The sequence below is a fragment of the Pigmentiphaga litoralis genome, assembly GCF_048632615.1.
GTDB lineage: Bacteria > Pseudomonadota > Gammaproteobacteria > Burkholderiales > Burkholderiaceae_B > Pigmentiphaga > Pigmentiphaga litoralis_B.
This window is the reverse complement of the sequence record NZ_CP184479.1, coordinates 5229009-5252559: the sequence shown is the minus strand read 5'-3', so window position 1 is coordinate 5252559 and position 23551 is coordinate 5229009. Positions and strand designations below refer to the sequence as shown.

Here is a 23551-nt window from a genome sequence, read left to right as displayed (position 1 = left end):
ATACTTCAGGGGGTCGAAAAAGAGGCGCCGGCCACGTAGCCGCGGCCGGGCGACATGTCGGGCAAAGGCAGTTCGCCGGCCGTGCCATCGGGACCGATGGCCACGCCGCCTTCGATGCTGCCTTCGAAGGTCAATTCGATCTGCACGCCGCTGGGGTCGTACACGAACAGCTGCCACAGCGTGGTGCCAGGCACGATGAATTCACGCCAGGCCAGGCCGGCGGCTTTGAAGCGCGCCACGTAGGCATGAAAGCCCAGACAGGCGACCGACAGGTGATCGATGGCCGCTGTGCCCTGGGGCGCGATGCCTTCAGGGCCCAGCGCCGGGCCGCCGGCATAGACATGGATGATGGCCTGGCCGCCCGGTTGCGGGCATGCAAGCCAGGCGCCCGGGTAGCCGAAATCAGGGCGCGCGATCTCTTTCAGGCCCAGGACCTTGCACCAGAATGCGCGGGTGGCTTCCAGATTCGAGGTCTTGATGGCAATGTGGAAAAGGCCAAGGATGGCGGCGCCAGGCGCGGCCGCCGCCCGTGTCGTCGGGGATGCAGTCATTGCGGCGTGCTCCGTTTGCAATGCAGGGGATGCGGGCGGGCGTTCATGCGCCGATACCCGGCAGGGAGACGTCGCGATACAGACGCGTCAGGTCACCCATGAACTGCGGCCCGGTTTTCTTCAGCGTGCCTGCCACCGGATCGGCGCCCTCAAGCATGGTGTCGCTGGCATCGAAGGACAGCTGCATGGTGAAGCGGACGCGGTCGCGGCGTGCGGCGTCCAACTGGTCCAGCCAATCGCGCGGCGGCGTGCCGGCAGCGATGCCGGCGCGCAGCAGATGCACCGCGCAGCAGGCGTCTTCGATGGCTTGCGTGGCGCCCTGCCCCAGGGTCGGCACCATGCCGTGGGCGGCATCCCCCAAGTACATGACCTGCACATCGGGTTCGGCAAAGCGCATGTCGGATTCCTGCATGCGCGCCCAGTGCAGCGCATCCGTATGGGCGCACACCGTGTCGATCAGCCAGGCGGCCTGCCCGCTCGGCAAGCCGCCTTCAGGCGTATAGGCGGCACGCAGGAAGTCGGCGGTCTTGCAGGCGTCGGGCACCGATTCGTCGGCGGGTATCGGAAAGGTCCCGGCGATATAGATGTGGGCAGACGGCACGCGGAACGACAGCAAGCGGTTGGGTCCGTTGAACCATTGTTCGTAGTCGTCGATCAACCCCGCGCTGGTATCAGGCACCAACAGGCGGAAGATGGACACGCCCAGCTGGCGCACCGGCGGCGTGCCGGAAAACGTGGCGCGGGTTTGTGAATAGCGGCCGTCCGCGGCGATCAGCAGGTCGATGTCGTCAAGGACCCGCGGCTCACCATGATGGGTGTAGTGCACCGCGGTCTTGCCGGCGGCATGCGGATCGCGGGCGATCGATTGGATCTCGCAGCCATACTGAATGACGCCGGCGGCTTCCCGGCGCAGCACACTGTAGAGCTCGGACCAGCGGATGCGAACGCCGTCGCAATCGGCCACCTGGTCCAGCGGCAAATCGAACAGCACGGTGCCGTCGGTCAAGGACACGCGCCAGGTCTTCCAGGCAAAGCTGGCGCGAGCGATGGCATCGGCCAACGCGGGTTCGGTCAGGCGCAGGGCCTTGACCGCGTTGGGACCGATATTCAGGCCAGTGCCCGATTCGGAATGATCGTCTTGCAGGACCCGTTCAAGGCAGACCGTCTGGACGCCGGGGATGTCAGCCAGGGAACGAGCCAGGATGCAGCCCGCGACGCCAGCGCCAATAATTGCGATTTTCATGCTTCAGGGATTCCTTGACGACTCAGGCGGACACGGCGCTTGCGCGGCGCGGCATGCCCGCCCATCAATAGGCAAAAACGGTGCCATGGGCATGCGCCAAGGCGGGGCATGCATGGCGGGTGGAAGGCGGCCATCATTCTCATGACAGAACCGGCCATCGGTCAGCCCACGGGCAGGCGGCTTCATACTGGGCAGCGATGTCCAGCAGCAGCGGTTCCGCGCCGGGGTTTCCTACCAGTTGGAAGCCGATGGGCATGCCATTCGGGGCGGGCCTGGCGGGCAGGTTGATCGCTGGCAGCCCGGCCGCGTTGACGAAGGCGGTGAAGACGGCATGGCCGCGCGGCCCCACCGGCTGTCCGGCGATCGTGTCGGGATGGCTTTGCGTCGCAGGCCAGGGCAAGGCGGCTGCACTGGGCAATAGCAGCAACTGCGCGGGTGTCAGGCACGCCGACAGATCGGCCTTCATGCGGCGCACGAGCGCTTGCGCGTCGAACAGGTCGGTGGCCGACAGTGCGCGGCCCGCGGCGGCCATGGTTTGCAGCGCGGGCGTCATGATGGCGTCGTCCAGCGTGTCGCCAAAAGACGATCGCAGCGTGGCGGCCAGGCCGGTCTGGCTGATGACAGGCCACGCCTGGCGGTTGAAATCGCGCAGAATCGCCGGAGCGTTGCGGGTGTCAACGACATGGTTGAGGCTGGCAAGTATCTGGGCCACCTCGTCGATGCTGGCCGAAATAGCCGGATCGACGGGATCTCCCTGGAATTCGCGCCAGTAGGTGATGTGTCGCGGCGCGGCCTGCACCAGCTTGGGCCGCGCGATGTTGGTGCATGGCGTCTTCTTCGCATCCGCGACAAGCTCCGCCACCGACATACTGCCGCCAGCCAGCAGTCGCAGCACCGCCGCCGCGTCCGCCACGGTTCGGGTAATGGGCCCGATCACTTCCATGCCGGGCAGGATCTCCGGCAAGCCACGTTCGCGCGGCACCGTGCCCTCCCCGGCTTGAAGCCGACCAGGCCGGTGTGCGAGCACGGCCGCCGGATCGACCCGCCGCCATCGGTGCCGACCGCCATTGGACCGATGCCAGCCGCAACGCACGCCACGGCGCCGCCGCTTGATCCGCCGGGTGTCATCGATCGGTTCCACGGGTTGACTGTGGGGCCAAACACCAGGTTGTCGGTGTAACCCTGCAACGTGAACTCGGGCACGTTGGTCTTGCCGATCACGATCATGCCCGCCGCGCGCAGACGCGCCACCCCTAGCTCATCCGTGTCCGGCCGATAGCCGGCATACAGGCGGCTACCCCAGGTACAGGGCAGCCCGCTGACGGGAATGTTGTCCTTGACGGTAAACGGCACGCCATCCAGGGCGGACAGAGGCGCCTCGGCCTGCCAGCGCGCGGTGCTTGCTTCCGCTTCGCGCGCCGCATCGGCCAGCCGTTCGCTGATGACGGCGTTGAGCAGCGGGTTGACCGTTGCCAGGCGGTCCGCAATGGATCGCAGCGCCTGAACCGGCGTCAGGGTGCCCGCGGCAAACTGCAAGGACAGCTCGATGGCCGACAGTTGCCATGCTGGTGTTGGTGACCCGCCCGGCAAGGAGGGCAACAAGGACGCGCGTGATGGCGAGGTCGGGTCCGGCCGGCTCATGCGCGCCCCGCCGCAATCACGGCCACCAGCCCGCCGCCATCCGGACCCTGGTGCTCCGCGCCACCCGACACGAACAGCCGGCCGTCGCCGATGACGCCGGCGACCATTGCCCCGACCGCGCCACGGATATGCCGCTGCGCATTGATGTCGGTGTCGTCCAGCATGGTGTGACGCGCGCCGCGAATTCGGCCGCGGCGATCGGGCTCGCACTTGACCAGCACGGCGGCGATGCGATCCCGGTCGGCTTCGGCCACCTGCGGACGAGCCGCGATGCCAAGCTGGTCCAGCGCCGCGCCGACGGCGGGCAGGTCCAGCGCATCGGCCATCGGCGCATGGGCGATTTGCAAGGGTCCGGACCAGCGGGCGGAGTTGCCGAGCACGATCACTTCGTTGCAGGTGACTTCGACACCCGACGACACACTGGCGCGATCGCAGGCAACCGCGAAATCCGACAGCAGGTCCGCGTCGGTGGCTGACGCCGGCAGCTCGCCCAAGGCCAGCGCGATGCCGAACGCCCCTGCCGCACGCGACAGGGCCATCGACCGGTTGGCGTCGGTGGTCACCACGGTATGGCCCCGGGCGATGGCGTCCTGCACGCGCGCCGACGTGATGCACGGGCACTTGACCTGCACGAACTCGATCTGGCGCGGACTGGTCAGGCCGGCGTCTTGCATGGCCGCGCGCACCGCGGCGGCCACGCTTTCCACCTGGGCCCACCGGCCAACGGCTTCGGCCGGCAGGGGGTCGGTGAAGGCAGTGCCGATCGCCAGCGAACCGTTGACAGTGTCAACCGGTTGGGCCGCTTCGGCGCCGGGGGCATCGGCGCTCACCGTGTCGCCACGCCTGGCGAAGACCACGAAGTGCGGACTGAGCACGCCTTCGGTTCCCCGGACAGCACACAGGGAATACGCGCAGCCAATGCCTCGGCAGGCTCGCCGGTGTGACGCGCCAGTAGCGCCATCAGCGACTGCGTGAAATAGCCGCGCGTGAAATCGTTGACGCCGCCGTTGCCTTCCGTCTTGCCGATGAAGGCAACGATGTCACGGGCCTGCAGTTCGCCCGCATCGATGAGGCCGGCCAGGGCCGAGACGTCGCCCGGATGGGCCATGGAAAGTCGATAGACGAAAGTTTGCATGGAAGACGATGAAGAATTTGCGCTGCAACACCCACAGTCTGCGCATGGCGCTTCCTTCGGCATAGCGCAATAAAACGCTCGGGGCGAGCGCAAATTGTGTGCAGTGCAAGGTGGCCGGAAAAATGCGCCAAGTCGATGCATGCAGGCGCGCGCATGGTGCAGAAAAACAGGCCGGCTTCCTTGGGCGGCACCACCTTAGCGCGTGCGAAATCAACCCCTGCAAATACCGTTGACACAGCCAAAATCCATCAGTAGGCTGACGAATATGTCAGTACGCTGAGTAATTCTCTACCCCACTCCACTACCCAGGGATGCATCCATGCAGCGACGCCGTTTCCTTTCCCAAGCCACCACCGCCGCCGGCGCCAGCATTGCCACGCTGGCTGCTCCCGCCATTGCGCAGGGCACGCCAACCGTGCGCTGGCGCATGTCGACCAGCTGGCCCAAGAGCCTGGACACGATCTACGGTTCGGCCGAAGAACTGTGCAAGCGCGTATCGGTGATGACCGACGGCAAGTTCGAAATCCGCGCCTTCCCGGCCGGTGAACTCGTACCGCCACCGCAGAACATGGATGCCGTCAGCAATGGCACGGTGGAATGCAATCACGTGCTCAGCTCGGCCTTCATCGGCAAGAACACCGCCGTGGCTTTCGACACCGGCCTGGCCTTCGGATTGAACTCGCGCCAGCACAACGCCTGGATTCACTATGGCGGTGGCATGGCCTTGCTGCGCAAGATGTACAAGCAATACGGCATCGTCAATCATGTCAGCGGCAACGTCGGCGTGCAGATGGGCGGGTGGTATCGCAAGGAAATCAAATCGGTTGCGGATCTCAACGGTCTGAAGATGCGCATCGGCGGCATTGGCGGCATGGTGCTCGCCAAGTTCGGCGCGGTGTCGCAGCAGATTCCGGCCGGCGACATCTACTCGGCGCTGGAAAAGGGCACGATCGACGCGGCCGAATGGATTGGCCCGCACGACGATGAGAAGCTGGGCCTGAACCGCGTGGCGCCGTTCTATTACTCGCCGGGCTGGTTCGAAGGCAGCGCATCGATCACCTCGATGGTCAACGAGAAAGCCTGGGAAGCCCTGCCCGCCGCCTACAAGGCGGCGTTCGAATGCGCCTGTGCCGAACAGACCATGAAGATGCTGGCCAACTATGACGCGCAGAACCCGCTGGCGCTGCGCAAGCTGGTGGGCGGCGGCGCCAAGCTTGGCTACTTCCCGAAAGACGTGATGGACGCGACCTACAAGGCTTCGCAGGAACTCTGGACCGAACTGTCCGAAAAGAACGCCGACTTCAAGGCCATCTATCCATCGTGGAAGAAATTCCAGCAAGACGAGGTCAGCTGGTTCCGCGTGGCCGAAAACGCGCTCGACAACTACACCTTCGCGGCGGTCGCACGTAGCTCATGAGCATCGAACATCCCACGTCCGCGCACAAGCCGCAGGGGGTCGGGGCGCGCGTGCGCCGCAAGGAAGACGCGCGTCACCTGCATGGCAAAGGCAACTTCGTTGCCGACATGGCCATGCCGGGCCTGAACGAAGTGGCTTTTTGCGCAGCCCCTTGCCCATGCGCGCATCGTGGGCGCATCGATCCCGCACGAGGTCCGCGCCGCGGTGGTGCTGCGGGAAGACATGGCCGATTCGCTGGATATCGTGGCCGAATCGACCTTGCCCACCTATCAGCTGTCGGCCCAGCCGCCGTTGGCGTCGGGTAAGGTGCGCTTCGTGGGCGAGCCGATGGCCATGGCCTTCGCGCCGACCCGCGCGCTGGCGGAAGACATCGTCGAGCAGATCCAGATCGACCTGGATGATCTGCCGGTATACGCCAACGCCCCCGCGGCTGAGGCCGCCACGAGCGCCTTCGTGCACGACGACTGGACCAGCAACCTGTTCATGACGCTGCACGCCGACCGTGACTTCGACACCTGGGCGGCGAAAGCCGACCGGGTAGTCAAGCGCACGGTGGACCTGTCGCGCCAATGCATGGTGCCGATGGAAGGCAAGGCCGTGCTGGCCTACTGGGATTTTCAGGCTGACCAGCTGGTGGTGGTGAGCGCAACCCAGGTTCCGCACATGATCCGCACGATCCTGGCCGATTGCCTGAAGCTGCCGCAGGATCAGGTCCGCGTGATCTCGCCCGACGTTGGCGGGGCATTTGGCTACAAGTGCGTGCTGCAGCAGGAAGAGCTGTGTATCGCCTGGCTGGCGAAGACGCACAAGCGCCCGTTCCGCTTTATCGAAGACCGGCGCGAACACCTGATCGCCGGCGCCAATTCGCGCGAGCATTCGTATGACATGACGGCCTACGTCGACAAGCGCGGGAAGCTGCTCGCGCTCGATGCGGTCATCACCATCGATGGCGGCGCGTATTCGGTCTGGCCGTTCACGGCCGGACTGGAACCCGGCCAGGCCATTGGCAACCTGCCCGGCCCGTATGACTTTCGGGGCTATCGCTGCGTGACCAAATGCGTGGCGACCAACAAACCTGGCTTCGTGCCGTATCGCGGTGTCGCGCGCACTGGCGTGTGTTTTGCGATCGAACTGACCATGGACGCCATTGCGCGCGAGGTCGGCCGCGAGCCATGGGAAGTCCGCAAGGAAAACCTGGTGCCGGCCGACGCCATGCCTTTCGTCAACGTCACCAACAAGCATCTGGACAGTGGCGACTACGGCGCAAGCCTGGCCAAGGCCATGGACATGCTGCAGTTCGACCAGTTGCGCGAACGCCAGAAGGCCGGTGAAGCCGATGGCCGTCTGCTCGGCATCGGCATCGCCACCTACACCGAACAATCGGCACACGGCACGTCGGTGTTCGCCGCGTGGGGCACGCCACTGATCCCGGGCTTCGACTCCGCCACGGTGCGCATCACGCCCGATGGCGGCCTGGAAATGCGGGTGGGCGTGCATTCGCATGGCCAGGGCATGGAAACCACGTTTGCACAGATCGCTCACGAAATTTTGGGCATCGATATCGCGCGCACCAAACTCATTCACGGCGACACCGGCCAGACCCCGTTCTCGACCGGCACTTACGCGTCGCGATCGATGGTGATGTCGGGCGGCGCGGTGTCGGTCGCGTGCAAGAAACTGGCGCCCCGCGTGCTTGCCATCGGCGCGCACCTGTTGGGCGCCGAGGCGTCCGCCGTATCGCTGGCCGACGGCCGCGTGGTGGGCCCCGACGGCAAATCGGTGTCGATCGGCGATGTCGCGAACGCGTGGTACCTGCGTCCGCATCTGTTGCCGGCCGACGTGGACACGGGCGGACTCGAAGTCACGGCGGGCTACAAGCCCAAGGTGGACACCGGCGCGTTCACCTATGCCACCCATGCCGCGGTCGTTGCGGTCGACACCGATACCGGCGATGTCGAGATCCTGGATTACGTGGTGGTCGAGGATTGCGGCACGATGATCAACCCCATGGTGGTCGAAGGCCAGACCTATGGCGGCATCGCGCAAGGCATCGGCACCGCGCTGTACGAAGAGACGCCCTACGACGAGAACGGGCAGCCGCTTGCGTCCACGCTGGCCGATTACGTGTTGCCTGGCGCGGTCGAAGTGCCAACTATCCGCATGCATCACTTCGAGACGAAATCGCCCCATACCGAGTTTGGGGCGAAGGGAATGGGCGAAGGTGGCGCGATTGCTCCGCCGGCGGTCATCTTCAATGCCGTCAACGATGCCCTGCGGGCCATTGGCGCGGCGGAAGTGACGCGCACGCCGCTCAGCCCGCGCCGCCTGCTGCAGGCGATCGAAGACGGCCCGGGTCCCGACCCCTGGTCATCACCCTGCCGATCCGCCAGACCGTCAACGTGGCGTGAAGGACTTGTCATGAAAGCCGCTTTATTCGACTACACGCGACCCGATGAGGTCGGCGCCGCTTTGTCGGCGCTGACCGGCAGCCCGGGCGCCAAGGCCATGGGGGGCAGCCAGTCGCTGGGCCCCATGCTCAACCTGCGGCTCGCGCGGCCCGGCGTCGTGGTCGACGTATCGGGCATCGCCGGCCTGCGCACGGTGACGAAAGACGGCGACAGCATCCGTGTCGGCGCCGCCGTGACGCACGCCGAGATCGAAGACGGCGTCCATCCGCTGTTGCGCGGCACGCCCCTGCAGAAGATCGCGGCAGGCATTGCCTACCGGTCGGTACGCAACCGCGGCACCTTGGGCGGCAGCCTGGCCCATGCCGATCCGGCAGCGGACTGGCTGGTCACGGCCGTGGCGTTCGAGGCATCGCTGGAGATCGTGTCGTCCGCCGGCAGCCGCCGGGTAGACGCCGACGCCTTCATGATCGGCGCCTACACGACGGTCCTGGCCGAGAACGAGCTGATCGCCGCGGTGCGCTTCCCGGTTGCATCGCCCGCCATGCGCTGGGGCTACTACAAGTACTGCCGCAAGACTGGCGAGTTTGCCGAAGCCAGCTGCGCGGCGCGCTTCGATTCGTCCACCGGGATGGCGCGTATTGCGATTGGCGCCTTGTCCGGTGCGCCCCGCCTGCTCCCCGCCCTGGCGGCCGCGGTGGCGCGCGAAGGCCAGACAGCCTGTACGAACGAAGCCATTGCCCACGCCGTGGCCGAAGCCATGCCGGATCACGACGCTGTCGACCGTAAATTGCATGCCGTAGCGGTACGCCGCTGCCTGGCGCAACTTCTTGGAGCAGAAGAATCAACATGGCGTTAGTCACCCTGGATGTGAATGGCCGCAAGGTCTCATCCGACGTTCCCGCGCGCATGCACCTGGGCGATTTCCTGCGCGAAGAAGCCCGCCTGACCGGCACCCATCTTGGCTGCGAGCATGGCGTGTGCGGCGCCTGTACTGTCCTGATGGACGGACAACCGATCAGGTCCTGCATTTCGTTCGCGTCCGCCTGCGCGGGCAGGCACATCACCACGATCGAAGGCTACGACGCGGACCCCGTCATGCGGCGCTTGCGCGAAGCCTTCACGGCGCACCATGCCTTGCAATGCGGCTATTGCACGCCCGGCATGCTGGCCACCGCGCGCGACATCGTGCTGCGATGCCCCGACGCCGACGATGCGCGCATCCGGGTCGAGCTGGCTGGCAACTTGTGCCGGTGCACCGGATACATGGGCATCGTGGCCGCCATCCGGTCGGTGCTTGCGGATCTGATCGCGACGCCGGATGAAGAGATACTGGCGCTGCGTCGCGCATTGCGCGGTGAGCCTGCCGGGGCCGTGGCGGCCCTGCCCGCGCCAGCGTCGCCGGCGGCAGCCCCGGCTGCTCAGACGCCGTTCGAAGGCTTTATTGCGAAAGTGACCACGCCGGTGGCAGACACGGCGCCGGCGCTTGGATCGACGGCGGCCGCATCGGCGTCCTCGTCCGCGCCGGCGTCCGCGGCGTCATCCGCCGCCTCATCCGCTGCGCCCGCGTCCCGCACCAAGGGATCGGAAATCACCGGGCAATTCGAGGTCCCGTTTCCGGCCGACCAGGTCTGGGATTTCATGGTGGACCTGCCCGCGGTGGCAAGTTGCCTGCCCGGTGCCTCCATCACCGAACACGATGGGGATCGCGTCAAGGGCAAGGTGGCGATCAAGTTCGGGCCGATGTCCGCCGCATTCAACGGCGCCGCCCGGCTGGAACGCGATGACGCCGCCAGAACCGCGGTCTTCCGCGGCGCGGGCCAGGACACGCTCAGCCAATCCCGCGCCAACGGCGACATCACGTATCGCCTTACGGCTCTGGACAGCAGCCACACGCGGGTCGACGTGGAGTTGCTGTACTCCCTGCAAGGGCCGTTGGCGCAGTTTTCGCGCTCGGGCCTCGTCCAGGACTTCGTGCGCCGCATGATCGCGGACTTCGGCCGCAACGTGACGGCTCGTCTGCAGCGTCCGGCCGACGCTGGCACGCCACCGCCGGTCGCTGCGTTCAGTCCGACCCGGATGTTTGTCGGCGTGGTGTGGGACCGCATCAAGGGGATTTTCCGCCGGGCGCGCTGAGCGCCGCCAGTGTCATTGCTGTCGCGCAAGCCATGCCCGGGCCGCCTGTGGTCCCGCCCGGGCAGCCGTCACGTCATACCGATTGCTCTTGTCTTAGGAACCCGTTCCATGCGGCCCCTGCTCGCCTTTTCGCATCTGATCGATGCCATCAATCGCCGTGTCGGCGAATGGGTATCGTGGCTCGTGCTGGTGGTTGTCGTCATCAGCGCCGGCAACGCCATCATCCGCAAGTTCTTTCACATCAGTTCCAACGCCTGGCTCGAACTGCAGTGGTATCTGTTCGGCGCCAGCTTCCTGCTCGCTGCCGGTTATACGCTGCTCAATAATGATCATGTTCGGCTGGACATCCTGATGGAAAAGCTGCCGATCCGCACGCAGGTCAAGATCGAGATCTTCGGCGTTCTCTTCATGCTGTTCCCGATGGTCTTCCTGATCCTGCTGCCGTCGTGGCCCATGTTCGTCGCGTCGTACGACACGCTGGAACGCTCGGCGAACAGCGGCGGCCTGCTCCTCTGGCCCGCCAAGTTGCTGATCCCGGTCGGCTTCTCGTTGTTGTTCCTGGCGGGTGTGTCGCACCTGATCAAGTGCATCGGCTACCTGCGGGGCGATTGCCCGGACCCGCGCATCAAGAATTCCGAAGCGCAGGCCGAAGAGGAACACACCGAGCAGGTCCGCCTTGAAGCCGAGCGCCGCACCGAAGAAGCCGCGCGCCTGGCCGCTGCCCAGCAAGGAGAACGGCCATGACCGAATGGCTGATCGCCAACCTGGCGCCGATCATGTTCGCGTGCCTGATCCTGCTCCTGCTGGTCGGGTTTCCGGTTGCGTTTGCCCTGGCGGCCAACGGCGTGCTGTTCGGCCTGATCGGCATCGAACTGGGGCTGTTCACGCCCGTGCTGTTCCAGGCCTTGCCGCAACGTGTGTTCGGCATCATGACCAACGACACGCTGCTGGCCATTCCCTTCTTTACCTTCATGGGATTGATCCTGGATCGATCCGGAATGGCCGAAGACCTGCTGGAAACCATCGGCCAGCTGTTCGGCCCGATCCGCGGCGGCCTGGCCGTTGCAGTCATCCTGGTCGGCGCGTTGCTGGGCGCCGTGACCGGCGTGGTGTCGGCGTCGGTGATTTCGATGGGCCTGATCTCGCTGCCGATCATGTTGCGCTACGGCTATGACCGCAAGCTGGCCAGCGGCGTGATCGCGGCTTCCGGCACGCTGACGCAAGTCATCCCGCCGTCCATGGTCCTGATCGTGCTGGCCGACCAGTTGGGCCGTTCGGTCGGCGACATGTACATGGGCGCCATGCTGCCCGGCCTGATCCTGACCGGCCTGTACGTGGTGTATGTGATGCTGCTGGCCATGTTCCGGCCAAGCGACGTCCCTGCCCTGCCCCCCGAGGCGCGGCGCTTTCGCGAATCCAACGGCGCGAGCGGCAACCTGTCGCTGCTCGTGCTGCTGGGCATCGCCAGCGCCGCTGCAGTGACCTATGCCAAGCTGGAACTGGCCGGCCGGGCCATGGACGAAAAGATCGTGCTGGCCATGCTGGTCGGCGGTGCGGTGGCGTGGGTGCTTGCCCTGCTGAACAAATGGTTCAAGCTGGGACTGCTCTCGGCCATTGCCGAACGCGTCACCTTCGTGTTGATCCCGCCCCTGGGCCTGATCTTCCTGGTGCTGGGCACGATCTTCTTGGGCATCGCCACGCCGACCGAAGGTGGCGCCATGGGCGCCGTCGGCGCGCTGCTGATGGCATGGGGGCGCCGCAGCCTGAGCCTGCCGCTGCTGCGTCAATCGATGACGGTCACCACCAAGATCACGTGCTTCGTTGTCTTCATCCTGGTGGGGTCGACCGTGTTCGGCCTGACCTTCCGCGGCGTAAGCGGAGACCTGTGGGTGGAACACCTGCTGACCAACCTGCCCGGCGGACAAATCGGCTTTCTGGTCGCGGTCAACGTCATCATGTTCTTCCTGGCCTTCTTCCTGGACTTCTTCGAACTGGCCTTCATCCTGGTGCCGCTGCTGGGCCCCGTCGCCGACAAGCTGGGTATCGACCTGGTCTGGTTTGGGGTGCTGCTGGCCGTCAACATGCAGACCTCGTTCATGCACCCGCCCTTCGGCTTCGCGCTGTTCTACCTGCGGTCCGTTGCGCCCAACAAGGACTACAAGGATCGCGTAACGGGCAAGATGATCAAGAAGGTCGAGACGCGCCAGATCTACTGGGGATCCGTGCCTTTCATCGCGATCCAGCTCATCATGGTCGCGCTGGTGATCATGTATCCCCGCATGGTCACGCACTACAAGGATGGCCAGGCCAACGTCGATCCCAATACCGTAAAGATCGACATGGGCGCGCCGATCTATGGCGATTCGCCCGGGGCGTATCCGGGCGGCACGACGCCGTAATGCGATTGATGCCAAGTTGACGGGACAGGGCACGGCGCAATGCGACCGTGCCCTTTTTCTTGCGCCGCCCCATGCGCCTTACAGGGCTTCCAGCGCCGCCTTCAGCGTCTGCGCAAAGCTGGACGTGGCCACCGGCAAGGCACGGCCGGCGCGCGCGGCCATGACGAGTTTGCCGCCCGCCAGATCGCGGTCCGCCAATGGGATCGCAATCAGATCGCCGCGACCGACGTCGCGGGCGGTTCCCACCTGGAACTGGAAGCACAGCGCGTGCGTGGTCAACGCAAAGAACTTGAGCGTCTCGACCGAGTTGGCCTCCAGCGAGACGCGTAAGGACAGCCGCAGCTTGGCGGCCAGCCGGTCGATCAGGCGCCGGCTGCCAAAGCTTTCGGCCCCCAAGGCAATGGGATAACGTTCGCAGTCCGCAAGACGGATGCTTTGTTGGCCGGCCAACGGATGATCTGGCCGCATCATTACGCACAGGGGTTGCGGCACGCTGGCGATGACCTGCAGCCCCTCGGCCGCGGGCGGGTCATGCGCGACCACCAGTTCCACGTCGTCGTTCAGCACATCCCGCAGCAGCGCAGCCGTGCCGCCCACAGTGATCCGGAACTGCACACCGGGATGCGTGCGCTGGTACGCCGCCACGGTCGCGGGCACCAGGTCGTTGGCGACCGATTCCGCACAGGCAATACGCACAGTGCCGCGCACCAGGCCCTGCAATTGCTCGATCTGTGACGATGCCGACTCGAGATCGGCCAGGCCGCGACGCACGGTAGCCAGCAAGACCTCGCCCGCCGCGGTCAGCCTCACTCCTCGCGGCAGCCGTTCGAATAAAGCCGTGCCGACTTCCCCTTCGATCTCCAGGATCTTGCGGTTCAAGGCTGTGGAGGCGACATGCAACTGATCCGCCGCCTTGCGGATCGAGCCGGCGCGCGCGACCGCGTCGAGATAAACGTAATGTCGTGGGGGATGGAGCATTGACTGTCAGTCCGCCGCGCTTGCCGCGCCCAGCCCGCCAGTCAGGAAGTTTTCGGCGATGGCAATCTGGTCGTCGGACATGAAGGTAGGCGCATGCCCCACACCGGCGATCTCGACCACCTGCGCATTGGGATTGCGCGTCGTCATTTCGGCAGCCGTCGCGGCGCTGAGCAGATCGGACTGCTCGCCCCGCACGATCAGCGTGGGGCAATGGATCGCATCGAACGCCTTCCACAACATCATTTCGGCGGCCATGGCAACAGGCGGCGCCATGGGTTTGAAGGCCACCGCGATGGCGGGGTCATAGTGCAGGCGCCAGGCCGGGGGTGCTTCCTGGGATGCCGGGGTAGCCGCGGGTGTTCCTGCGGGGATGGCGGCTACCAGACTCGTTGGGTTTCCTCGCTGCGTCCTGCCCTGTGCCGCGTCGGCCGGAACCAGGATGTATTCGTTCAACTCCCGCCACGCTTCAGGCGTGTGCGGCCCGAACGCGGCGGACACGACACTCAGGTAATCCAGTCCGGCTTCCCTTGACGGAAAGTCCCCCGCCTTCCCGACGTACTGCCCGATCCGCATCAACGCATCGGGCGCCAGCCGCGGGCCGACGTCATTGAGCACCAGACGCGTGATGGGCGTACCCGCCAGGCTTGCCAGGCTCATGCCGATCAATCCGCCCAGCGACGTGCCGAACCAATGCACGGTCCTGCCGCCCAGCGCCGCCAGCAAAGGCAGCATGTCGGACACGTATTGCGGGATGACGTAATAGGCCGGGTCGCTCAGCCAGTCGGATTGCCCTCGCCCCACAATGTCGGGACACACCACGCGATAACGCGATGACAGCCGGCGCGCGAGCCGGTCGAAATCGCGGCCGCTGCGGGTCAACCCATGCACGCAGATCAGTACCGCCGGGTTATCCGGATCGCCCCATTCCCAGTACGCCATCCGGTGCAGCCCGGCCGGACTCAGGCAAGTGACGTAGGCAAGACGGGGTTCTTCAAACGCGTGGGGTACGGCGTGTTGCGTCATGCGGGTCACCTCGTGGTGGATGGATGGAGCGATTGTAAAGTGCTGGCACAGCGGCAACGGCTCCGCGATCGCTGTCACCTGGCGTGCCAATACCGCCTTCGCTGCTCGCGCTCGCGGCTAACGGACAGCATGCCGCCCCGCGACGTGAACACGGTGGCGCCATGGATGTCCGTGCGGTGGACGACGGCGCCGTCCGCCTGCCATCGCGACAGGGCATCCGGGTGCGGATGCCGGTAGCTGTTCAAGTAACCTGACTGGGCAACCGCGTGACGCGCGTTGACGGCGCGCGTCCAGGCGGCAACAGAGGAATGCCGCGACCCATGGTGCGCCATCAGCGCGACATCCGCCCGCAAGGCGTTCGCACCGCCGGGGCCCGCGGATTGCAGAATGGCGGCCTCCTGCAGGCCGCCGATGTCCCCAGGTAGCAGCGCCGAGTGATGACGTCCCTGCACATGCAGCACGCAGCTGTTGGCATTGCGTTGCGCCGATGCGCGCCTTGATGGGGCGGCATCGAAAGGTTGCGTGCGAGCATGCTCGGTGACGGCAACGGGATACCGCATCGTGAACACCATGCCATCCACCTGCCAGGCTTGCCCGGCCGCGCACGGGCCCAACTGGGTTGTGGCGGGCAGCCCGGGCAGGGTCGGCGGCCAGGCCGTCTCGTGCGCCACGTCATACGACGCGGTAATGGCGACGACGCGTACCGCAGCCAGCAGCGACGCAAGTCCGCCTGCATGATCGGCGTCCCCATGCGACACCAGCAGATGATCGACCTTGCGAATGCCACGAGCACGCAAATAGGGCCAGACAACACGTTCCCCGGCATCGGCGTTGTCGCCAAACGGAGGCCCGGTATCGAACACGAGCGTCTGAGTTGCCGTCTCCAGTACCGCGGCGCCACCCTGGCCGACATCCAGCACCGCCAGCCGCCAATCACCCGGGTCGGGCCGCTCTGGCCGGTAGCACAGCACGGGCAGCACCAACACGATGCCCAGCCACCGCCGCGGCAGGCCGGCAGGCTGCAAGGCCCACGCCACCCCCGCCAGCCCGACCGCGACCCAGGGCCAGGGCGCGGCGGCCGTGCTCGCGGTGGCATACGGCAGATCCGCCAACGCCTGCACGGGCCACATGACAGCCCCGAACATGCCCTCCGCGGCGGCTGAAACCGGGCGCGCAAGCTGAGGCAGCCCGGGCACCAAGGACAGAAACATGGCCGCGAGCGCGAGTGGCGTGACCACCAGGCTGACCGTCGGTATGGCAATGGCATTGGCCAACGGCGAGACCAGCGAGACCTGTTGGAACATCAATGCCAGCAAGGGCAGCAGCCCCAGTGTCAGCGCCGCCTGCAGGCGGCTCGCGTCGCGTAGCCGCTGCCCCAGCCTGTGCCGCCACACCGTCAGCCGGCTTGCCACGACGGATACCCGTCGTCGCCGCCATCGCCCGGTTCCCGCAAGCATCAACACCGCCACGGCGCCAAACGACAGCCAGAACCCTGCGGACATAGGCGCCCAAGGGTCCAAGGCGGTGACGGTAGCCGCCGCCAGGGCCAGCACCCGCGGGCCGCCGAGCCGCAGCCGGCCAATGGCCGCGACCGCGACGACGGCCAGCATGAAGAACGTGCGCTGGGCCGGAATCCCCCAGCCGGCCACCAGGCAGTAAGCCCAGGCGACGCCCAGCGCCGCGCACGCGCCCATGACCTGCGCAGGCGCTCGTTCGGCCAGCATGACGCCTCGCCACGACAGCCGGGACCAGCCCAGCATCGCCAGGGTTCCGCCCAGCGCCGCCATCATCGTGACGTGCAGCCCACTGATCGATACCAGATGAGTGATGCCCGTCAAATTGAACGTGCGCCAGTCTTCCTTGCGGATGGCGGCCTGGTCGCCCATGGCCAGGGCAAGAATGACGCCGCCGTACCGCGTACCCGCAAGTCCGGGCGCCATGGCGTTGCGCAGCCGGTGCCTGGCGCGCTGGACGGCGATGCCGAAGCTGGCGTACGGCGCATCCCCGACGCGCGCGGCCCCCACGTACCGTGGCCGTCGCGCGAATGCCCTGCTGGAAAAGATGCGCCTCGTAATCGAAGCCGTGCGGGTTCATGAGCCCATGAGGCCGTTTGAGCGCGAGCCTGCCGGACCAGATTTCTCCAGGCACGGCCAGGACGGGCGGCCCTGCGGTCCCGCTCTGCGTGAAGGCGGCACCACCGGGCTGCATCACCAGCACCCGCTCAGGCACGCCGGGCGGCGGATCGATGATGTTGGCTTCAAACCGCTGCCCCCGTTCGGTCACCGTCGCCAGACCGGTCACCCGCCAGGTCAACGGCATCGCCTGATTTTCCAGCGACCCGTCCAGGGCGACTTGCAGACGCAGATCGGCGCGTACCATCGTCATGGCCGTGCCCAGGCAAAGCGCTATGGCCGGCCAGGCAAGCCGGTTCGCCCAAGGTCTGCAAGCGCGCAGATCTGCCGCCAGCCATAGGCACGCGGCCAGCACGGCAGACGCCGATAGTCCGACCGCGCCCCACCCTGCATGCGGCAGCGCCGGCATGCCATGGACAAGCGCCGCCCCCGCCACAAATGCCCATGCTGCCCATCGTCCCATGACTGCCCCAGCCCCCCGAATCCCCGCACCGTCATGGCGCGAAACGATCCATGCTACCGACGGTGGGTAGTCCGCGGAGGCAGATCAGGACAGTTTTATCCCTGCCAGTTTTGGCAGGACACGAAGGGCGTTGGCGCCGGTAACCTTGATCACGTCATCGACAGGGATGCCGCGCAGTTGGGCCAGGGCCTGAGCCACGCCGTGCACCTGTCCGGGCGTATTGCGCCGGTCGTCGTCGGGCAACCATGCCGGCGGAATGTCGGGAGCATCGGTTTCCAGCACGTAGTGCCCCAGGTCGAAATCGGTGCACAGCCGGCGGATGTTGAGGGCGCGCGTCCACGTCATGGCGCCGCCCACGCCCAGCGCAAAGCCCAGGTCGATGAAGGCACGCGCCTGTTGGGCGCTTCCGTTGAAGGCGTGGCCGATGCCGCCACGCACCGGGATGCGCCGTAAATACTTGAGGAGAATGTCTTGCGAACGCCGAACATGCAGCAGGACCGGAAGGTCGAACTCCGCAGCCAGCTTCAGCTGCGCGGCGTAGAAACGTTCCTGCTTGTCCCGCTCGACGCCTTGAGCGATCTCGGGAATGAAGAAGTCGAGGCCGATTTCACCAATCGCGACAAAGCGTGGGTCAGGCAGGGCAGCGATGATCGCGTCCCGCAGGACGTCCAGATCGTCCTCTTGCGCGTGCCGCACGAAAATGGGATGGATGCCAAGCGCGTAGGCGCCACCTTCACATTGATGCGCCAGGTCTCGCACGGTGTCGAAGTTGAATCGCGCAATGGCGGGGATGACAATGGCGCGCACGCCACGCGCCGCGGCGTCGGCAATCACATCACACCGGTCCGCGTCGAATTCCGACGCGTCCAGATGGCAGTGGGTATCAATCAGCATATCCGCCAGCATAGCAGCGCGAACACACACCGAATAACGCCCCAGTGCAAGCACGGGGCCGGTCGCCCGGGGGCGTCGTGCCGCCGCGTCTTACACCGCCGCGACTTCTGCCGGCAGCAGTACCCCGTCCGCCATCTTCAGCTGCCGGTCGGCGCGGGCGGCCAGTTCCGAATCATGGGTCACGATCACGAACGCCATGCCCAGTTCCTGGTTAAGGCGGCGCAGCAGCGCAAAGATGTCCCGTGCCGTATGGCGATCCAGATTGCCCGTCGGTTCATCCGCCAGCACACACACCGGCCGTGTCACCAGCGCCCGGGCAAGCGCAACGCGCTGACGCTCGCCCCCCGACAACTGTCCCGGATGATGCGTTGCGCGCGCCGCCAGACCGACCTGCTGCAGCATGTCCGCGGCCTGCTCACGCGCTTCGGCCCGGCTCATGCGCCGGATGATCAAAGGCATGGCCACGTTGTCCAGCGCCGAGAACTCAGCCAACAGATGATGGAACTGGTACACGAACCCCAGCTTTTCGTTGCGGACGACACTGCGCTGCTTTTCGGAAAAGTTGGCAGCCGCCTGACCATCCACCGTCACCGTGCCAGCCGTGGGTTGGTCAAGCAGGCCCAGCAGGTGCAGCAACGTGCTCTTGCCCGAACCCGATGCGCCGATCAACGCCAACATTTCGGACTGATGCACGGCCAGGTCGACCCCGCCCAGCACCTGCACGCGATTCTCGCCCTCGGTGTACACCTTGGTCAGGCCACGGCCTTCCAGCACGACCCGGCCGGGCGCGACCTGGACCGGCGCCCCACCCTGTACGCCCGCACCCGGACCCCTATTGCCCGGAACCTGTTCAATCATGACGCAACACCTCCGCCGGCTGCAGCCGCGAGGCGCGCCAGCTGGGATACAACGTGGCCAGGAAGGACAGCACCAGCGACGTCACACCAATGGAAACGATGTCCGCCATCCGGGGATCGGACGGCAGTTCGGTAATCAGATAAATGTCTTTCGGCAGGAATTGCACGCCCAACAACCGCTCGATGAACGGGACGATCACGTCGATGTTGAAGGCCACCAGCATGCCGCCGCCCACTCCAAGGATCGTCCCGATGACGCCGATCAGCGCGCCCTGCACCACGAATACCCGGGCAACTTCGCCTGGCGAGGCCCCCAGGGTCCGCAGGATCGCGATATCGGATTGCTTATCGTTGACCGCCATCACCAGCGACGACAGCAGGTTGAACGCCGCCACGGCAACGATCAGCGTCAGGATCAGGAACATCATCCGCTTTTCGGTCTGTACGGCGGCGAACCAGGTACGGTTGTTCCTGGACCAGTCGCTGGCCACGATGCCCGCAGGCAACACGGACGACAGTTGGGACGCCACTTGCGGGGCTTCCTGCATGTCCTTGATACGCAAGCGCACGCCCCCAGTGCCGCTTTCACGGAACAGGCGCGCGGCGTCGTCCACGTTCACGAACGCCAGGCTGGAGTCATATTCATAATGACCGGCTTCGAACACGCCCACCACGGTGAATTGGCGCATGCGTGGCGTGAAACCGGCCGGAGTGACCGAGCCTTGCGGCGCCAGCATCAATACCGGGTCCCCCAGCCTGACGTCGAGTGCGCCAGCCAGGGTCCGCCCCAGCACCACGCCAAAGCTGCCGGGCTGCAGCGCGTCCAGTGAACCCTGCTTCATGCTGCCGGCCAGGTCGGACACGTTCCGCTCGGTGGCCGGATCGACACCGCGGACCTGGACGCCTCGCAGCGTCTGGTCCCGCGCGATCATTGCCTGCGCCGACACGTAAGGCGCACCGGCAAGCACCTCGGGATTCTTTTGGCAAGCTCGGTCAGGCCACGCCAGTCGCCCAGGGCCGCTCCGCGCTCGCCACTGTTGGAAAACAGTTCGATGTGCGGCAGCACCGAGAGCATGCGGTCCCGGACCTCTGTTTGAAAGCCGTTCATGACGGAAAGGACGATGATCAGCGCCGCCACGCCCAGCGCAATGCCTGCCATCGAACTGCCGGCAATAAAGGAAATGAAGCGGTCACGACGCCGCCCGCGGCCGGCGCGCGTGTAGCGCCAGCCGACCCAGAGTTCGTAGGGAATATTGAGCACGCGCGTATTATGTCAGATGCCTGCGGCTGGCTCAGCCGCCGCCGGTGTCCAGTCGTCACAGACATGGCTGCGATTCCCTTGCGCCGCCCCGTCGCGCCGCCCCCGCTTCCGACCGCCTTACAATAGCGCCGTGCCTGCCTCTCCTTCCCTTGTCCTTGTCGTGCCCGGCGCGTTGCCGCCCGGCCCGATCGCCTCCGAAATCGCCAAGCAACTGTCGGCCACGCCGGCGCCCGCCCCCACGCTTCTGAAGTGGCTGCGGACAGCGCCCGCGACGGTCAGCCAGCCGCCCGTTGCCGATCCCAAGGCCACGCCGTCCGAGGCCTGGTGGCTGCACCGCGCCGGCTTCGAGCCGCCCGCTGCCCCGGTCGAGTCGGACCGGCTGGCGACGCAAAGCGATGGCTCGGCGGCAGGCAAGCTGGAAGGTTCAAGGGCGCCGCTGGGTTCCGGGCTGGCCGCCCTGCTCGCTCCCGACGCCCAGGGCGATGCGCCCATCTGGATTGCGGACCTGGCGCACATCCAGGTCGGGCGCGACGGACTGGTATTGACCGACACGAATTCGCTGGATGTCACCGCCGACGAATCGCGGGCATTGCTGGCTACGGTCAGGCCGCTGTTCGACGCCGACGGGCTGACCATCACGTATCTGAGCCCCCGGCGCTGGCGGGTCGGCCTGCCAGACGGCCTTGCCCCCTACGCGGCCACACCGTCGGCGGTCATGGGCGGAGACCTGAACGAGTACTGGCCCAAGGGCCTTCCCGCGCGTCCATGGCGCCGCCTGGCCAATGACGTGCAGATGAGCTGGCACGACCATCCGGTCAATGACGCCCGCGCGGCACGGGGCGAACCCGCCGTGAACGGATTGTGGCTGCACGGCGGCGCGCCCCCTGGACGCCTGCCTGGCGCGGCACGCCGCCGCGTCATTTGATTGGCGACCCAACGTGGCTGCAAGGGCTGGCTGAGCGTGCCCGCATCGCCTGGAGCGGCAGCAGCACGCCCGCTTCGCAAATCAAGACGGACGCGGCAATACTGCTCGACGCACTGGAGCTGCCCTGCCGCGCGCAGGCCTGGGGCGACTGGCTCACGGCTCTCGCCCGGCTCGACGCCGACTGGTTCGCGCCGCTGGATGCCGCCCTGCTCAATGGCGGCATTCAGTCCATCGACCTTGTATTTCCCGATGTCGAACGCCATGTCACCTTACGCCTGACTGCGCGTCCCAAGGCGCTGCGCTGGCTTCCTCAACCCAAACAAGATTGGACCCGCTGGTGGCTGCACCCCGAATCCTGACGCGCCGCGTCGACAGCGGCATCGCCCAACGCCTGGAACGCTCAGGCATACACCCCTTGCTCGCCCGCTTGTGGGCAGCGCGTGGTGTGGCGGAACCGGCTGAAACGCGGGGCGATTGGACGTCGATGCTGGCGCCGCACGGGCTGACGCACGCCACCCGCGCCGCCGAACTGCTGGCCGACGCCATTCGTGACCGCAAGCGCCTGTTGATCGTGGCCGATTACGACTGCGACGGCGCGACGGCGTGCGCCGTCGGCATTCGCGGGCTGCGCAGCATGGGAGCCCATGTCGACTTTCTCGTGCCGAATCGCTTCGAGACCGGCTATGGCCTGTCGCCCGCCGTGGTCGAACTGGCACTGGCGCATCCCAGGATGGGCAAGCCGGACATCATCGTTACGGTAGACAATGGCATTGCGAGTATCGATGGCGTCGCGGCCGCAAAGGCAGTCGGCATCGACGTCATCGTGACCGACCACCATTTGCCCGGCGACGTGCTGCCCGACGCGCTGGCCATCGTCAACCCCAACCAGCCCGGCTGCGGTTTTCCATCCAAGAATCTGGCGGGTGTCGGCGTCATTTTCTATTTGATGCTGGCGTTGCGGGCGGAACTCCGCAAACGCGGCGTCTACCCGCCCGATGGCGGGCCGCGGCTCAACACCCTGGTTGACCTGGTTGCGCTGGGCACGGTGGCCGACGTGGTCAAGCTCGACGCCAACAACCGCCTGCTGGTTGCGCAAGGCCTGCAGCGGATCCGCAAGGGGCTGATGCAGCCGGGCGTGCAGGCGCTGTTCGCCGTGGCGTCTCGTGCTCCGCGCGAAGCCAGCACCTTCGACATGGGCTTTGCCTTGGGTCCCCGCGTCAATGCGGCCGGACGCCTGGCCGACATGAGCCTGGGCATCCGCTGCCTGATCACCGATGACGAGGACGAAGCCCTGCAACTGGCGCGTCAGCTCGACGCCATCAACCGCGAGCGGCGCGATATCGAAGCCACGATGCGCGAGCAGGCGCTGCGGGCGGTCGACAACCTGACCGCGTCCATGAACGCCAGCGTGTGTGTATTCGACGCGGGCTGGCACCAGGGCGTGGTGGGACTGGTCGCGTCGAAACTGAAAGACAAATTCTGGTGTCCGACCATTGCCTTCGCACCCGCCGGCGATGGCGAGCTGCGCGGCTCCGGCCGTTCGGTCCCGGACGTGCACCTGCGCGATGTCCTGGACCTGGTATCCAAACGCTATCCGCAACTGATCCGCAAGTTCGGCGGACACGCCATGGCGGCGGGGTTGACGCTGCACGAGTCGGACTTTCCCGTGTTCGCGTCGGCGTTCGATGCGGCTGTGCGCGAACTGACCGGCCGCAGCCAGTTTGAACCCGCACTGGAAACCGATGGCTCGCTCGACACCTGCTATGCCAACACCGAAATGGCAACGCTGCTGGATCAGCAGGTCTGGGGCTCGGGTTTCCCGGCGCCGGTGTTCGTCGATACCTTTACCGTGCGCAACCAGCGCATCGTCGGCGAAAAGCACCTGAAGCTGGCGCTGGAGCGGGGCAGCCAACGTTTCGACGGCATCTGGTTCGGACAGGCCGATTCGCTCCCGGCGGCGGTCGATGTCGCCTATCGCCTGGGACTCAACAACTGGAACGGCATGGTGGCGGTGCAACTGCTTGTTGAACATGCCGAGCCCGCGCGCCGCAACGAGCGCTAAAATACGAAGTTACGCCGAAATAATTGCAT

15 protein-coding genes and 5 pseudogenes are annotated in these 23551 nt (G+C 66.2%); 9 read left to right on the top strand and 11 right to left on the bottom strand.

What is annotated here, in order from left to right; all coding sequences use genetic code 11:
* Positions 1-5 precede the first annotated feature (5 nt).
* The 4 genes and pseudogenes from ACNANG_RS24265 to ACNANG_RS24250 all read right to left on the bottom strand — a co-directional run bounded on the left by ACNANG_RS24265 (position 6) and on the right by ACNANG_RS24250 (position 4543).
* A complete protein-coding gene (locus tag ACNANG_RS24265; protein ID WP_420225167.1) occupies positions 6-551 on the bottom strand; it encodes a VOC family protein in 546 nt (181 codons plus the stop codon).
* Between the two features lie 43 nt (positions 552-594).
* Positions 595-1794 (bottom strand): FAD-dependent oxidoreductase, encoded by a 1200-nt coding sequence (locus ACNANG_RS24260; RefSeq protein WP_420225166.1) that lies wholly within the window; start codon positions 1792-1794, stop codon positions 595-597.
* Between the two features lie 139 nt (positions 1795-1933).
* A pseudogene (locus ACNANG_RS24255) lies at positions 1934-3435 on the bottom strand (amidase).
* A pseudogene (locus ACNANG_RS24250) lies at positions 3432-4543 on the bottom strand (ring-opening amidohydrolase). The pseudogenes ACNANG_RS24255 and ACNANG_RS24250 overlap by 4 nt, the downstream one beginning before the upstream one ends.
* A gap of 346 nt (positions 4544-4889) precedes the next feature.
* Between ACNANG_RS24250 and ACNANG_RS24245 the strand changes: the two are divergent.
* From ACNANG_RS24245 to ACNANG_RS24220, 6 genes and pseudogenes are all read left to right on the top strand, one after another.
* Positions 4890-5987, top strand: a complete 1098-nt coding sequence (locus tag ACNANG_RS24245; protein WP_420225165.1) for a TRAP transporter substrate-binding protein — start codon at positions 4890-4892, stop codon at positions 5985-5987.
* Positions 5984-8342: pseudogene (locus ACNANG_RS24240) on the top strand (xanthine dehydrogenase family protein molybdopterin-binding subunit); the annotation flags it as partial. The gene ACNANG_RS24245 and the pseudogene ACNANG_RS24240, both read left to right, overlap by 4 nt.
* 63 nt (positions 8343-8405) lie before the next feature.
* Positions 8406-9251 (top strand): FAD binding domain-containing protein, encoded by an 846-nt coding sequence (locus ACNANG_RS24235; protein ID WP_420227649.1) that lies wholly within the window; start codon positions 8406-8408, stop codon positions 9249-9251.
* Positions 9236-10528, top strand: a complete 1293-nt coding sequence (locus ACNANG_RS24230; protein WP_420227648.1) for a xanthine dehydrogenase family Fe-S subunit — start codon at positions 9236-9238, stop codon at positions 10526-10528. Before ACNANG_RS24235 ends, ACNANG_RS24230 begins: the two co-directional genes overlap by 16 nt.
* A 108-nt stretch (positions 10529-10636) precedes the next feature.
* Complete coding sequence (locus ACNANG_RS24225; RefSeq protein WP_420225164.1) at positions 10637-11272, top strand: TRAP transporter small permease subunit; 636 nt, start codon at positions 10637-10639, stop codon at positions 11270-11272.
* The gene (locus tag ACNANG_RS24220; RefSeq protein WP_420225163.1) at positions 11269-12927 is read left to right on the top strand and encodes a TRAP transporter large permease; all 1659 of its coding nucleotides are present in this window, start codon (positions 11269-11271) and stop codon (positions 12925-12927) included. The genes ACNANG_RS24225 and ACNANG_RS24220 overlap by 4 nt, the downstream gene beginning before the upstream one ends.
* A gap of 78 nt (positions 12928-13005) precedes the next feature.
* On the opposite strand, the gene ACNANG_RS24215 is transcribed toward ACNANG_RS24220, so the two are convergent.
* From ACNANG_RS24215 to ACNANG_RS24185, 7 genes and pseudogenes are all read right to left on the bottom strand, one after another.
* Positions 13006-13905, bottom strand: a complete 900-nt coding sequence (locus ACNANG_RS24215) for a LysR family transcriptional regulator (protein ID WP_420225162.1) — start codon at positions 13903-13905, stop codon at positions 13006-13008.
* A 6-nt stretch (positions 13906-13911) separates the two neighbouring features.
* On the bottom strand, positions 13912-14928 hold the full coding sequence (locus ACNANG_RS24210) for an alpha/beta fold hydrolase (RefSeq protein WP_420225161.1): 1017 nt from the start codon (positions 14926-14928) through the stop codon (positions 13912-13914).
* Between the two features lie 74 nt (positions 14929-15002).
* Positions 15003-16952 (bottom strand): DNA internalization-related competence protein ComEC/Rec2, encoded by a 1950-nt coding sequence (locus ACNANG_RS24205; protein WP_420225160.1) that lies wholly within the window; start codon positions 16950-16952, stop codon positions 15003-15005.
* Between the two features lie 52 nt (positions 16953-17004).
* Positions 17005-17469: pseudogene (locus ACNANG_RS24200) on the bottom strand (DUF4131 domain-containing protein); the annotation flags it as partial.
* Between the two features lie 138 nt (positions 17470-17607).
* Positions 17608-18417 carry a TatD family hydrolase gene (locus tag ACNANG_RS24195; RefSeq protein WP_420225159.1) on the bottom strand — a complete coding sequence of 270 codons (810 nt, stop codon included), beginning with the start codon at positions 18415-18417 and terminating at the stop codon, positions 17608-17610.
* A gap of 90 nt (positions 18418-18507) precedes the next feature.
* Positions 18508-19275 carry a lipoprotein-releasing ABC transporter ATP-binding protein LolD gene (gene lolD, locus ACNANG_RS24190; protein WP_420225158.1) on the bottom strand — a complete coding sequence of 256 codons (768 nt, stop codon included), beginning with the start codon at positions 19273-19275 and terminating at the stop codon, positions 18508-18510.
* A pseudogene (locus tag ACNANG_RS24185) lies at positions 19268-20535 on the bottom strand (lipoprotein-releasing ABC transporter permease subunit). The gene lolD and the pseudogene ACNANG_RS24185 overlap by 8 nt, the downstream one beginning before the upstream one ends.
* A gap of 130 nt (positions 20536-20665) precedes the next feature.
* On the opposite strand from ACNANG_RS24185, the gene ACNANG_RS24180 reads away from it, so the two are divergent.
* From ACNANG_RS24180 to recJ, 3 genes are read left to right on the top strand one after another with little or no spacing between them, the layout of a single operon-like run.
* Complete coding sequence (locus ACNANG_RS24180; RefSeq protein WP_420225157.1) at positions 20666-21460, top strand: hypothetical protein; 795 nt, start codon at positions 20666-20668, stop codon at positions 21458-21460.
* Positions 21457-21819 (top strand): hypothetical protein, encoded by a 363-nt coding sequence (locus tag ACNANG_RS24175; protein ID WP_420225156.1) that lies wholly within the window; start codon positions 21457-21459, stop codon positions 21817-21819. Before ACNANG_RS24180 ends, ACNANG_RS24175 begins: the two co-directional genes overlap by 4 nt.
* Positions 21798-23522: a single-stranded-DNA-specific exonuclease RecJ gene (gene recJ / locus ACNANG_RS24170; protein ID WP_420225155.1), complete on the top strand. Its 1725-nt coding sequence runs from the start codon at positions 21798-21800 to the stop codon at positions 23520-23522. Before ACNANG_RS24175 ends, recJ begins: the two co-directional genes overlap by 22 nt.
* Positions 23523-23551: the final 29 nt, after the last annotated feature.